Source organism: Effusibacillus lacus (assembly GCF_002335525.1).
GTDB classification, from domain to species: Bacteria; Bacillota; Bacilli; order Tumebacillales; family Effusibacillaceae; genus Effusibacillus; species Effusibacillus lacus.
Genome location: NZ_BDUF01000007.1, coordinates 1 through 13,610, shown reverse-complemented (window position 1 = coordinate 13,610; position 13,610 = coordinate 1). Strand labels below are relative to the sequence as shown.

14 protein-coding genes are annotated in these 13,610 nt (G+C 50.1%); 13 read left to right on the top strand and 1 reads right to left on the bottom strand.

Annotated elements, in window-relative coordinates:
* Positions 1-5: 5 nt before the first annotated feature.
* Positions 6-1,181, bottom strand: a complete 1,176-nt coding sequence (locus EFBL_RS01310; RefSeq protein WP_096180340.1) for a DNA polymerase IV — start codon at positions 1,179-1,181, stop codon at positions 6-8.
* Positions 1,182-1,451: 270 nt separating this feature from the next.
* On the opposite strand from EFBL_RS01310, the gene hslO reads away from it, so the two are divergent.
* From hslO to lysS, 13 genes are all read left to right on the top strand, one after another.
* On the top strand, positions 1,452-2,336 hold the full coding sequence (gene hslO / locus EFBL_RS01305) for an Hsp33 family molecular chaperone HslO (protein WP_096180339.1): 885 nt from the start codon (positions 1,452-1,454) through the stop codon (positions 2,334-2,336).
* Positions 2,337-2,389: 53 nt separating this feature from the next.
* Positions 2,390-3,316, top strand: a complete 927-nt coding sequence (gene cysK, locus EFBL_RS01300; RefSeq protein ID WP_096180338.1) for a cysteine synthase A — start codon at positions 2,390-2,392, stop codon at positions 3,314-3,316.
* Positions 3,317-3,424: 108 nt separating this feature from the next.
* Positions 3,425-4,915, top strand: coding sequence for an anthranilate synthase component I family protein (locus EFBL_RS01295; protein ID WP_096180337.1), 1,491 nt, complete (start codon positions 3,425-3,427; stop codon positions 4,913-4,915).
* Entirely contained in the window at positions 4,912-5,490 is a 579-nt protein-coding gene (gene pabA, locus EFBL_RS01290; protein ID WP_096180336.1) for an aminodeoxychorismate/anthranilate synthase component II, read from the top strand. Before EFBL_RS01295 ends, pabA begins: the two co-directional genes overlap by 4 nt.
* Positions 5,487-6,359 carry an aminotransferase class IV gene (locus tag EFBL_RS01285; RefSeq protein WP_096180335.1) on the top strand — a complete coding sequence of 291 codons (873 nt, stop codon included), beginning with the start codon at positions 5,487-5,489 and terminating at the stop codon, positions 6,357-6,359. The genes pabA and EFBL_RS01285 overlap by 4 nt, the downstream gene beginning before the upstream one ends.
* Complete coding sequence (gene folP, locus EFBL_RS01280) at positions 6,349-7,533, top strand: dihydropteroate synthase (protein WP_096180334.1); 1,185 nt, start codon at positions 6,349-6,351, stop codon at positions 7,531-7,533. The genes EFBL_RS01285 and folP overlap by 11 nt, the downstream gene beginning before the upstream one ends.
* Positions 7,534-7,574: 41 nt before the next feature.
* The gene (folB, locus tag EFBL_RS01275) at positions 7,575-7,937 is read left to right on the top strand and encodes a dihydroneopterin aldolase (RefSeq protein ID WP_096180333.1); all 363 of its coding nucleotides are present in this window, start codon (positions 7,575-7,577) and stop codon (positions 7,935-7,937) included.
* 13 nt (positions 7,938-7,950) lie between these two features.
* Complete coding sequence (folK, locus tag EFBL_RS01270; RefSeq protein ID WP_231705642.1) at positions 7,951-8,496, top strand: 2-amino-4-hydroxy-6-hydroxymethyldihydropteridine diphosphokinase; 546 nt, start codon at positions 7,951-7,953, stop codon at positions 8,494-8,496.
* Positions 8,451-8,657 carry a helix-turn-helix domain-containing protein gene (locus tag EFBL_RS01265; protein WP_096180332.1) on the top strand — a complete coding sequence of 69 codons (207 nt, stop codon included), beginning with the start codon at positions 8,451-8,453 and terminating at the stop codon, positions 8,655-8,657. The genes folK and EFBL_RS01265 overlap by 46 nt, the downstream gene beginning before the upstream one ends.
* Positions 8,658-8,777: 120 nt before the next feature.
* The gene (gene dusB / locus EFBL_RS01260) at positions 8,778-9,776 is read left to right on the top strand and encodes a tRNA dihydrouridine synthase DusB (RefSeq protein ID WP_096180331.1); all 999 of its coding nucleotides are present in this window, start codon (positions 8,778-8,780) and stop codon (positions 9,774-9,776) included.
* A 116-nt stretch (positions 9,777-9,892) separates the two neighbouring features.
* Positions 9,893-10,801, top strand: a complete 909-nt coding sequence (locus tag EFBL_RS01255) for a DUF8754 domain-containing protein (RefSeq protein ID WP_096180330.1) — start codon at positions 9,893-9,895, stop codon at positions 10,799-10,801.
* A 151-nt stretch (positions 10,802-10,952) separates the two neighbouring features.
* Positions 10,953-11,432 carry a transcription elongation factor GreA gene (greA, locus tag EFBL_RS01250; protein WP_096180329.1) on the top strand — a complete coding sequence of 160 codons (480 nt, stop codon included), beginning with the start codon at positions 10,953-10,955 and terminating at the stop codon, positions 11,430-11,432.
* A gap of 31 nt (positions 11,433-11,463) precedes the next feature.
* Positions 11,464-12,957 carry a lysine--tRNA ligase gene (lysS, locus tag EFBL_RS01245; RefSeq protein WP_096180328.1) on the top strand — a complete coding sequence of 498 codons (1,494 nt, stop codon included), beginning with the start codon at positions 11,464-11,466 and terminating at the stop codon, positions 12,955-12,957.
* Positions 12,958-13,610: the final 653 nt, after the last annotated feature.

Sequence of the window (13,610 nt, the reverse complement as noted above, 5' to 3'; positions counted from 1 at the left end):
GTTGTCTACTTGCCCTTCTTGAGCAGTCTGGCTCGGGTTACCGCTTGATCACCGAATTTGTCCCTGATCAGATCGACCGCTTCCATCAGCTTGTGAGTCCTTTCCGGAGTCTCATCGAACAGGGTCACCTGTTGATGGCCTCTTTCCGGGACAAGTCCGCTGGCCGAGATGCCAATCAGCCGGATTCTGTCCGAGGAGTTCAACCCACATTTGGCCAGCAGGGCTTTTGCCGTGTGGTATAGAATGTCGTCTACCTGTGTAGGTTCCAACAAGGTATGGCTGCGCGTTATGGTTTTGAACGTCGGATACCGCAATTTGAGAGTTACCGTCTTGGCTTCCAGCTTGCGCTGTCTCAATTCACGGCCAACCGTTTCTGACTGGGCGAGAAGAGTGGTGTAGAGGAATTCCATGTCTCCCACATCCTCGGCAAATGTCACCTCCTGTCCAACGGATTTCCGTTCATGGTAAGGTTCCACCGGCCGGGGGTCTATGCCTTGAGCCAACAGATAAACATGGTCAGCCAAACTTCCAATGTAGCGCCGGATCTTGTTCAGATCAATACGGGATGCATCACCAATCGTTCTGATGCCCAGTCTTTCAAGTACTGGAACTGCCTTTTTGCCTACTCCCCACATTTTTGAGATGGGCATAGGGTGAATCCTTGTTGTTAGATCTTCAAATCCAATGATGGTAAACCCGTCTGGCTTGTCCATATCTGAAGCCAGCTTGGCCAGAAATTTGCAATAGGAAAGACCGACGGAAGCAGTCAGGCCGACTTCCGCTTTGATTTCCCTTTTGATTTGCACCGCAATTTCCGGGGCAGGACCAAACAGGGTCTCGCATCCAGTCAGATCGAGAAATGCCTCGTCCAGAGAAATCCCTTCCACCAGAGGCGTATAACGACGAAATATGTGAAAAATGTGGGAGGAAGCCTCCCGGTACTTACTCCCGTTTACAGGAAGGAAGATTCCATGGGGGCAGCGTCGTTTCGCTTCCGACATGGGCATGGCGGAATGAATCCCGTATCGGCGGGCTTCATAGGACGCAGTTGAGACAACGCCCCTGGAGTTGGCGGATCCTCCTACAATGACGGGTTTGCCCCGGAGGGAAGGGTTGTCCCGTTGCTCAACAGCAGCAAAAAACGCATCCATATCCACATGCAGAATCCTTCGATGTTCCAAATCATCATCCCTCCTTCTAAATCAAGTATAGCAAACTGGGGGAAGTGGTATCGGACAAAAAAAGTTCAAACATAATAATTGACAATGAGAATCTTTCTCAAATATAATAAAGGTGAGAATCGTACTCGTGTTTTACGACCTTCTAACAACCTTCCTTCCTTTGGCCCTTTGGGGTCTCTTTTTTTGCTTCCGAAAGAATACTTCTGTTAGCGGGAAGATCATGCTAACATAGACGAAGGGACGGTCCGGATTCGTTTGAGGAGGTAATATATGAGCGATTACATAGTACGGGCCACCGCCCTTGAAGGGAATATCCGGGCATTTGGTACGATAACCACCCACTTGGTGGAGGAGTTGAGGCATAGGCACCAGTCGTCTCCCGTCGCGACTGCTGCTGTTGGGCGGGCAGCCACAGTTGGGGCGATTATGGGTGTCATGTTAAAGGGAGAAGACCGTTTGACAATCCGCATCAAGGGAGGGGGTCCCATCGGTCAGATTGTAGTGGATGCAAATGCCAATGGGGAAGTTCGGGCTTATGCCACCAATCCTCATGTGGATCTGCCATTGAATTCAATCGGCAAATTGGATGTGGCAGGTGCAGTGGGTACAGACGGTTTCCTGCATGTAACCAAGGATCTGGGACTTAGAGAACCTTACAGCGGGTCGGTGGAACTGATATCGGGGGAGCTGGGAGAAGATTTTGCCTACTACTTTACCCAAAGCGAGCAAACACCGTCCGTTGTGGGAGTAGGAGTTTTGGTGGACAGGGATTATTCCGTCAAAGTTGCCGGGGGATTTATTCTGCAGGTACTCCCGGGAGTAAAAGATGAGGATATCACCTATATAGAAGAGAAATTGTCTCAGATTCCAGGGGTCACTACCCTGCTTACGGAAGGAACCACTCCGGAGGATATCCTGACAAGACTGATTCCTGGCGATGTCAAGATTCATGAGAGGATTCCTGTCAAATTTCGATGCACGTGCAACCGGGAACGTTTGGAGGAATTGCTGGTTTCATTGGGGAAAGACGAGCTGCAAAACATGCTCCATCAGGATCGTGGAGCAGAGGTGGTGTGCTCCTTCTGTAAGAACAAGTATTACTTTACGGAACAAGATTTGGAAACACTGATTGACCGAATGGAAAAAAAAGAGTAAAATATTAATTAAACCAAGTTGATTACTCGGATATTGATAAGGAGGCTTTTTAAATGAACGTGGCCAACTCCATTGCTGATTTGATTGGGCGCACCCCGATTGTGAAATTAAGAAGTGTAGCAGGTCCGGACGATGCGGAGATCTACCTGAAGCTTGAATCCTTCAATCCAGGCGGATCTGTCAAAGACCGGATTGCGCTTTCCATGATTGAAGAAGCGGAGAAAGAAGGGATTCTGAAACCGGGAGACACCATTCTCGAACCTACATCCGGCAATACGGGCATCGGTCTTGCCATGATGGCAGCCGCAAAAGGATACCGCGCTATTCTTGTAATGCCAGATACGATGTCCATGGAGCGCCGCAATCTGCTGCGGGCATACGGTGCCGAGTTGGTACTGACGCCCGGTGCACAGGGAATGAAAGGCGCAATTGCCAAGACAGAAGAAATCAAGGCGGAGAATCCCGGCTACTTCGTTCCCCAACAATTCAAGAACCCGGCAAATCCGAAGATCCACCGTGAGACCACTGCCAGAGAGATTCTGGAGGCGATGGACGGCAATGTGGATGCATTCGTTGCCGGTGTGGGTACCGGCGGAACCATCACCGGTGTCGGTGAAGTCTTGAAGAAAGAAATTGGACAACATGTGCACATTGTTGCGGTTGAACCCAGCGCTTCCCCGGTATTGTCGGGTGGTCAACCGGGTCCTCACAAGATACAGGGTATCGGTGCCGGCTTTGTTCCGGAAATTCTGCAACGGGATGTCATTGACGAAGTCATCACGGTAGACAATGAAGTCGCATTTGAATTTGCCCGGAAGGTGGCAAAGGAAGAAGGTATTCTGGTGGGTATCTCTTCCGGCGCAAACATCTATGCCGCACTGCAGGTGGCCAAGAAACTGGGGGCCGGCAAGAAGGTTGTAACTGTAGCTCCTTCAACAGGGGAACGTTACCTGTCCACCGCACTGTTCCAATTTGAGTGAAAACAAATATTTGAACAACCGGATCGCCCGTGGCTTTCACGGGTTTTTTTCTTTATTATAAGGGAGACAGATCAAGCAGATTCATTACTTTTGAAATGAGGAAGGAACATGTTGCAACCCGGACGGGAAGCAGTTGTAAAGCTGTTGGAAAAATATCAGGTCGTGCCTGTGTGGATGAAGCTGCACAATGAGGACTTGTCTCCATGGGACGCATATATACGAGTCCCGGCAGGGAGTCACCGTTTCCTGCTGGAGAGCGGGAAAGCCGGTCGTTATTCTTTTATTGGCGGTGAGCCAAAAGCTTTACTGAAGGTAAAGGACGGCATCTCACATACGGGGGAAAGTGTGCTTCCCCTGGATCTCCTGCGCAGGTGGCTGCAGGAACGACGCTCACCCCGGAACCATGAATTGAGTGAAACGGATCTCCCCCCGTTTTTGTGCGGGGCCGTTGGTTTTCTGTCCTATGATTTGGGCAGGACAATCGAGCGCTTGCCGGAAATGGCCGTGGATGATTTGTCAACGCCCGATCTCTATGTAATCGAGCCATCCTGGTTGCTTGTAAAGGATCATTTGACCCACGATTGGTACCTGGCCACATCTGTCTCTTCACTTAATCAACTGGGGGAGGCAGAGGGAAAACTTGCCGCCCTGCAAGGTATAATTACCGGTGACCTCCCGGCCAGCCCTGGCTGTGATCTGACTGACACTGCACAAACGGGTGTCACGGCCGGGCAATCATTTCAACAGAAGGAACAGGAATTCGTCAGGTCACTGTCAAAAGAACAATTTGAGACTGCGGTGGATAGAATCAAGGAATATATACGGGCCGGGGACGTGTTTCAGGTTAATCTTTCCCTGCGTGAGTCCCGTCCTTGTCAGGTGCCTCCGCAGCAGATTTATGAACAGCTTCGGTTGATCAATCCTTCTCCGTATATGGGGATTCTTGAATTTCCCGAACTGACTCTTGTAAGCTGCTCTCCCGAACTGCTGGTCCGACTGCGGGGGAATAGGGCGGAGACCCGTCCGATCGCAGGCACAAGAAAACGAAGCGGGGATCGGGAACAAGACCTGCAGATGGTAAAAAAACTGATTGAGAATGAGAAGGAACGGGCGGAGCACATCATGCTGGTGGATCTTGAGCGGAATGACCTGGGGCGGGTCTGCCAGTACGGAACCGTGAAAGTGGAGGAATTAATGACCATAGAGGAGTATTCCCATGTCATGCACATTGTATCTCACGTGAAGGGCCAGTTGCGTGACGGGGTGGATTCAATCGACCTGCTTGCTGCCGCCTTTCCCGGCGGAACCATAACGGGAGCGCCAAAGATTCGTACAATGGAAATCATTGAAGAACTGGAACCGGTTAGACGAGGTGTGTACACCGGCTCCTTTGGCTGGTGGTCATTCAATGGAGACATGGAAGTCAACATTGCCATCCGAACCATGGTCATTCAAGATGGAAAAGCGCATGTACAGGCAGGTGCCGGAGTGGTAATCGACTCCATCCCGGAACGGGAATATTTTGAATCGCTCAGGAAAGCAGAGGCCTTGTGGCAGGCGTTTGATCTGGCCCATCGGAAGACGGAGGTTCTGGCATGATCCTGATGATTGACAACTATGACTCGTTTACCTATAACCTCGCTCAATATCTTGGAGAGATCGGCGAGGAGCTGGACATAAGACGAAACGATTGTGTAACGATTGAGGAAATCCATGACCTTGCACCTGACCGGATCGTGATATCACCCGGCCCCTGCACTCCCAATGAGGCGGGGATATCCCTTGATGTGATCCGGTATTTTTCGGGAAATATTCCCATCCTTGGCGTGTGTCTGGGACATCAATCCATAGCACAGGCGTTTGGCGGGCGTGTGGTTCGTTCCGACAATCCGATGCATGGGAAAACCTCCCGGATCTTGCACGATGGTCAAACGATTTTTTACGGGATTCCAACCCCGTTTCGGGCCACAAGGTATCACTCTCTGGTGGTGGAAAGAGAGACACTGCCAACATGCCTGGAAATAACAGCGTGGACCGATTCTGGCGAAATCATGGGGATCCGCCACCGGAAATTTGCCGTGGAGGGGGTTCAGTTCCATCCGGAAGCGATTTTAACCGAATACGGCAAAAATTTGCTGCGAAACTTTGTCGAGGGGAAAGCGGTTCGAACATGATCACAGGGAAAGTATGGGTAAATGGCAAGATTGTTCCAATTGAGGAAGCTTGCATTTCTGTTTTGGATCACGGATTTCTGTATGGTCACGGCGTGTTTGAGACGATGCGCACCTATGCCGGCCGAACGTTTCTGTTTAGGGAACATCTTGAACGTATGCGTTCTTCTGCTGCATTGATTCGTATTGTTGTGCCTTTTACAGACCGGCAGCTGGAACAAGGTATTTCGGAACTGCTTATGGAAAATCGGCTGACAGAAGCTTATGTCCGGATAACGGTTTCTCGTGGTGCCGGACCGATGGGCATACGGGGAGAATTCGGGTCTCCAACGGTGCTGATTTTTGCCAAACCACTGCCGCTACTGCCCGAGGAAGTGTATCTGCTGGGTCGTGATCTTTGCATACTTCAGACACGGCGGAATTCCCCGGAAACAGGTACAAGGATCAAATCCCTCAACTACCTGAACTCCCTCTTGGGGGCTTGGGAGGCTGAAGAACGCGGATACGCGGAAGGCATTATGCTGGATGCCAAAGGGAATATTGCGGAAGGTACCGTATCAAATCTTTTTTTTGTGGAAGAGGACCATCTCGTTACGCCTTCTCCGGACACGGGCCTTCTTACGGGAGTAACCCGCAGCTATGTATTAACGATAGCGAAATCACTTGGTATCGAAACGGTGGAGGCAGCCTTCTCTACTGAGCGATTGAAGCGGTTTTCGGAAGGATTTACGACCAACTCCCTTTCGGGAATCGTTCCCATTCGATCTGTGGAAGGGCAGTTGTTCCCGGAGTGTCCGGGCCCCGTTACAAGTCTTTTCATGGAGAGGCACAAACTAGTTGTCAAAGAAGGAGCATTCGACCATGGAGTTTAACCCTTACGTCATACACATACATTCGGAACGCCACCTGCGGGAGGAGTTCCTGCGTATCGGGTCTACGGAAGCGGGTAATCGCATCATGGGCAAGAAAGGCCTGATGATTACCCTGCGAATTGACAACATTGGACTGAAAGCGGCCAATATTTTGAAGCAGGAAATGTTGGCGGTGGGCGGTGATGCGGCAGTCCACCGGGATGTGGCCGCACTGGCCATTGATCATTCGTCCATGGTGCTGACGGCAACCGCAAAACAGTATGAAATTTTGCTGCCAAAATTGAAGCTGCAGCCTTTTGGCCTGAAACGGCTGGCTTCCGAACTGGAGGAAGTGCTGGGGCGCCACGCTCAGAAATGGCAGCCGCGCGCCTTGCAATGCGGCTCCCATCAACTGCCGCTGGGCCAAAGGACTTTGATCATGGGGATTGTCAATGTTACACCGGATTCATTCTCTGATGGAGGACGCTATTACGATGTGGAGGCTGCTGTCCGGCATGCACATCAACTGGTGGAAGAAGGAGCCGATCTGTTGGATGTAGGCGGGGAATCCACCCGACCGGGCCACACGGCGGTCGAAGCGGAGGAAGAACTAAGGCGGGTAATACCTGTTATTGAACGACTGGTTAAAGAATTGCACGTGCCCATTTCCATTGACACCTACAAAGCTCGTGTAGCCAAAGCTGCCGTGGAAGCGGGAGCTCATATTGTCAATGATGTTTGGGGTTTTAAACGGGATCGGGATATGGCCCAAACTTGCGCAGATTTGGGTGTGCCGGTCATTCTCATGCACAACCGCCGGGAGCCGCTTGAATCGGATGTGATGAACGGAATCATTCGGGAAATCCGGGAATCAATCGATCTTGCCCTGGAGGCAGGAGTGAAAGACGAAAACATCATTCTGGATCCGGGTATCGGCTTTGGCAAAAGTTATGAGGATAACCTGTTGGTGCTCAGGCACCTTGCTGATTTTTGCGGATTGGGGTATCCGGTACTGCTGGGAACATCGAGAAAATCCGTCATTGGCAATACGCTGAATCTGCCCGTGAACGAGCGGGTTGAAGGGACGGCTGCCACAGTAGCTCTGGGCATCGCACAGGGTGTCGATATCGTGCGGGTCCATGACGTACTTCAGATGAAAAGGGTTGCCCTTATGGCGGATGCTTTGGTACGCTAAACGGGCAGTCGGTTTACGGCTAATTTGACAAGGTGATGATAATGGACAAGATCTATTTGCAAGGTATGGATTTTTACGCCTATCACGGGGTTTTTCCAGAAGAGGCAAGGCTTGGCCAGCGGTTTACGGTGGATCTGGAATTGGCTTGCAATCTGCGTCGGGCAGGGAAAACGGACAAGTTGGAAGACACGCTCAATTATGTGGCAGTTTATGATATCGTTAAACAAACCGCTCAAGAGGAAAGATACAACCTGATTGAAACCGTTGCGGAAACCATCGCATCCAGGTTGATGGAACAATTTGCCGAGATCCTTTCGGTCAAAGTCAGGGTAACCAAAGTAACCCCGCCCATTGAGGGAATCATGGCCGGGGCCGCAGTGGAAATAAAGCGTGAGCGGCAATAGAGGGGGAACTGACGTGCGGAATGGGATGCCCGGTTTGGGGAAACAGGAGGGATTTATTGCTTTGGGATCCAATCTGGGGGACCGGGAGCTATATCTTGCAGGCGCTATTCGATCCTTGGAGGAAAAAGGAATCCGGGTGTTGGAACAGTCCCCTGTGTATGAAACTAAGGCGGTCGGATATCTGGACCAGCCCGATTTTCTCAATATGGTGGTTCGGTTTGAATCTGAACTGCCGGTGCAAGAATTGCTGAATAAACTCCTGGCCATAGAAGCAAAGCACGGAAGAATCCGGAAAACAAAATGGGGTCCCCGGACACTTGATCTTGATCTTTTATTTTATGGTAAATTAATATTGGACGATCCGAAGTTGACAGTTCCGCATCCCCGTATTCAGGAAAGGGCTTTTGTTCTGATGCCGCTACAGGACCTGGCACCGGATCTTCTGCATCCCCTCTTGGGTCTGACCGTGAAAAAAATGGCGGAGCAAGTTCCCGGAAAGGAAGGTGTTCGACGATGGGAGAAACCCTTGGAAAGCGGCTTCGTGCCTACCGAAAACTGAAAAATCTGACCCAGCAGGAACTGGCCGATCTGCTTGGAATCTCTATCGCCATTGTTGGTGGTATCGAACGTGGAACCCGTGAACCCTCCAAAGATGTCCTGTTGAAAATCTCGCGGATACTTGGCGTAACAGAAAGTGAACTGCGGGGGGACAGCATATAAAATCTTCCGGGTTGTTCGCATCTGTTCAGTGTGTTATAATAATTTCAATCTGACACAGGCGGCAGCCTGTGTTTTCTTTTCGGCAACAAGTATAAGCGCATTTTTATGGAGGTGGGTGTCATGGCGTTCCGGATTGGAAATGTACAAATGGAGAACAATGTAGTGCTGGCTCCGATGGCGGGCGTCTGCAACCCGCCCTTTCGGAAGCTGGTCAAAGAAATGGGTGCAGGTTTGGTTTGCGCGGAAATGGTCTCCGACAAAGCAATTGTTCACGGAAATGAAAAGACCCGCTTGAAGCTTGATATACTGCCGGAAGAGCATCCGGTTTCCCTGCAATTGGTCGGATGTGATTCCGAGTCGATGGTTCGGGCTGCGGAGATGGTCATGCAGCAGGAACATACACCGGACATTCTTGATATCAATATGGGCTGTCCGGCCACCAAGATCCACAAAAACGGATCCGGTGCCGCACTGGCCCGGGATCCGGAAAACGCTGGCCGGATTATTGAAGCGGTGGTGAAAACCGTGAACCTGCCAGTAACTGTCAAATTCCGTAAAGGTTGGGACGATACTGCTATCAATGCGGTCGAAGTGGCCAAAGCTGCAGAACAGGCTGGGGCCCAAGCGGTTGCCGTCCACGGTCGGACTGCCAAGCAAATGTATACCGGGCATGCGGATTGGGAAATTATCCGGCGTGTAAAAGAGGCTGTCTCGATTCCGGTCATCGGCAACGGTGATGTGACAACTCCGCAGTTGGCGAAAGAGCTGCTCGAAAGCACCGGATGCGATGCAGTCATGATAGGCCGGGGTGCACATGGCAATCCATGGATTTTCCAACAGGTGGTACACTACCTGGAAACGGGTGAAGAACTGCCGCAGCCATCTGCTCAGGAACGGATTCAAGTCTGCTTGAGGCATATGGATTTGTTGGTGGAGCACAAAGGGGAAGTCATTGGCATTAAGGAAATGCGCAAGCACGCCGCTTGGTACATCAAGGGGCTGCACAATTCCGCCGAGATACGGACGGTGCTGAACACCCAAGATACCCGAGACGGAATGAGAAAAGTCTTGCTGGACTACCTTGAGTATTTGCAAAAGAAGGAAATGGTCTCGGTTTAAAACGTTGTTTGTGTTCTACTGGGTCGGCTTGCGACTATGCAGGTCGGCCTTTTTTGTATAGGATTCACAAAACAGAACATACTGATTGGAAAAATGCTATTGGGAGTCGAAAGCAGATGAAGCGGGTAGTCAGTCTAAGTCTCGGGTCATCAAGCAGGAACCACCGGGTGCAAACGGTATTTCTGGATCAAGAGGTGGAAATTGAAAGAATCGGGACGGACGGGGACCGGAATAAGCTGATCCAATTGATTCGGGAAATGGACGGGTCGGTGGATGCTTTTGGGATGGGCGGGATCGACCGTTATATATATGTGAACAAGAACCGGTTCACTTTCCGCGAAGCAGAGACGATTGCCCGGGCGGCCACCAAGACTCCGATACTGGATGGGAGCGGTTTGAAGAATACTTTGGAGCGGTATGTGATCGAACAGTTGGCCGACCATCCCCAAGTCCAACTGCGGGGAAAGAAAGTGTTGCTAGTAAGTGGAGTCGACCGCTTTGGCATGGCGGAAGCCTTAATCCAGCATGAATGTCAGGTGGTGTTTGGAGACTTGATGTTCGGATTGGGGATTCCGATACCAGTCCGTTCACTGGTATCCCTCGAACGGATAGCAAAAGTCCTTGCTCCAATAATTACGAAGTTGCCCATCCGATATTTGTATCCGACAGGCGAGAAACAAGAACAGGTGAAACCCGGGTTCCGGCAGTATTATGAGGAAGCGGACGTGATTGCAGGAGATTTCCATTTTATCAGGCGGTACATGCCTGACGAACTGGGGGGCAAAATTATCTTGACCAACACTGTCACGGCATCTGACAAGTTGTTGCTGAAAGAGCGCGGAGCGCATCTGCTGGTCACCACGACCCCGCACCTTGAGGGCAGAAGTTTTGGCACCAACGTAATGGAGGCGCTTCTTGTTGCTTTGGCGGACAAGCCAACCTTTTTGCTTGCGGAAAAAGATTATCGAAAACTGATAGAACGGATGGGGTTGCAACCCTATATGGAATGGCTGCAACAATTTTGAACGTTCCGGTGTAAGCGTTGACAACCGACACATTCTGCCATTATAATGAAGCATCGAAAAATGAACAAAAGCACTGTCATCCATATGACAGTGCTTTCTGCCTATCTTACGGGTTCCCGGGCAGAGACTAAGGAGTAAGGAGCGGCTTGGTGTGTCTGAAAAAGAAGTGTTGCTTACGCAAACCGGACTTAAAAAACTGGAAGAGGAACTGGAGTATCTTCGGGCGGTAAAAAGAAAAGAGGTTGCGGAGAGAATCAAGACGGCCATCAGTTTCGGGGATATATCGGAGAACTCGGAATATGACGACGCAAAAAACGAGCAGGCCTTTGTCGAAGGACGCATCATTACGCTGGAGAAAATGCTTCGCAACGCCCGAATCATCAACGACTCCGAAGTAAATACCAGTGTTGTGGGAATTGGCTCAACAGTGCTGTTGAAAGATATCGAAATGGGAGACGTTGTGGAATATACAATTGTCGGTTCGGCGGAAGCGGATCCTTTTGAGAACAAGATTTCCAATGAATCGCCCGTTGGTCTGGCACTGCTTGGCAAGACCGTAGGGGAAAAGATCGATGTTCATGTTCCCGCCGGGGTTATTCCCTATGAAATACTTGAAATCAAAAAAGTGTGATTTCGATTCAAGCAGGTAAGGGGTAGTGTAAATGTCAGAACAAGAACTCATGGAACTCAGCGAAGTGCAGCGAGTTCGCAGGCATAAGCTGGAAGAACTTTATAAACTCGGAGTAGATCCTTTCGGCAAAAAATTTGATCGGACTCATACAGCTGAAGAAATATTGGCGTTTGCCAAAGATTTAACCAAAGAACAATTGGAAGAAACAACGATTGAAGTAGTGGTGGCCGGACGGATTATGCTTCTTCGTTCCCAGGGAAAGGCTGCGTTTGCCCATATTCAGGATCAGACTGGCTGGGTCCAAATTTATGTGAGGCAGGACACCGTCGGGGAAGAAGTGTACAGGATTTTTCAACTGCTGGAACTTGGAGATATCATTGGCGTGAAAGGCACGGTCTTCAAAACCAAGATGGGTGAGACAACTGTCAAAGTCACTGAACTGACCGTTCTGACCAAAGCTTTGAACCCGTTGCCGGAAAAGTTCCATGGTCTGACAGATATTGAAATGAGGTATCGCCAACGGTACGTGGATCTGATTGTAAATCCGGAAGTGCGGGAAACTTTCGTAGCCCGGTCCAAGATCATTCAATCCATGCGTCGGTATTTGGACGGAGCGGGTTTTCTTGAAGTGGAAACCCCGACGATGCATGCCATTGCGGGAGGTGCTGCCGCCCGACCGTTTATTACGCACCACAACGCATTAGACATGCAATTGTACATGAGGATTGCGATTGAGCTTCACTTGAAGAGACTGATCGTTGGCGGTCTGGAAAAAGTTTATGAGATTGGCCGGGTTTACCGTAACGAAGGGATTTCAACCCGGCACAATCCGGAATTTACAATGATGGAATTGTACTGGGCCTATGCGGATTATCATGACATAATGGATTTGACGGAGAACTGCATTGCCCATATTGCGCAAGAAGTCCTGGGGACTACCAAAATCTCCTATCAGGGACAGGATGTGGACCTGACTCCCAAATGGCGCAGGGCCTCGATGGTGGATTTGGTTAAGGAAGCTGCGGGGGTCGATTTTTCACAACACTTGAATTTGGATGAGGCTCGAACCTTGGCTGAAAAACACGGAGTTAAGGTGGAAAAGCACCATAAGGTTGGGCATATTCTCAATGAATTCTTTGAGAAGTTTGTTGAGGACAAGCTGATTCAGCCGACCTTCGTATATGGCCATCCTGTCGAAATTTCGCCATTGGCCAAGCAGAACCCTGAAGATCCGCGATTTACCGACAGATTTGAGCTGTTTATCGTGGGCCGGGAACATGCAAATGCATTTACCGAACTCAATGATCCGATTGACCAGCGGCAGCGGTTTGAGAAGCAGCTTGAAGAAAAACATGCGGGCAATGACGAAGCGCATGAAATGGATGAAGACTTTATCAATTCGTTGATGTACGGGATGCCGCCAACCGGCGGTCTTGGGATCGGGATTGACCGTTTGGTGATGTTGTTGACGGATCAACCATCGATTCGGGACGTCTTGTTATTCCCATTGATGAGGGAACGGTAGGTCTTTGGCGCACTGCTTCAAGGCGCTGTTTCAAATGATAATGAAGAGGGATCATCCTGTGGGTTGGTCTCTTTTTTTTGATATATTTCCGAAAATGCCCGAACCTCCGAGAATTGCCGAGGATCATCGACTTCCCCTCAGAAATTGTCACCTTTTGTTGTGGTTTGTTGAAAGAATTAGATTGAGACAGGCGTCATAGCATGATAATATAGCACTTGTCGCGCCGACGGTTTGATAACGTGGTGCGCCAAGAAGTAAAATCACCTAAAAAAAGATAGCATTACCAGTTGAAATTCTGGTTCGGGTGTGATATGATAGCTTTTGTCGCGACGGACAGGATGTCCTAGTGTCGATGATGCCACAGGACGTGGCGCTTTTCATCGGCCCGCGAGATGTTCGTTCTTTGCATCCACAGGGCATTTAGTTCAACTTAGCGACTGGTCGCTTAGTTGCAACTTATACTCTGGAGTGCAAGTAACGCTAAGGCATTAAGGCAAGGATGTTCGACTAAAACCTCGGCGTCCATGCCGAAACGTCGAACGACCCACATCCTGCGGGTCAAGTCGTTCTTTGAAAACTGAATCGTGTAGGGAGCCACGATTGATTCTTTGAATACGATGCGGCTGCCCCGCCCCTAAAGGCGAGGCGAAAGC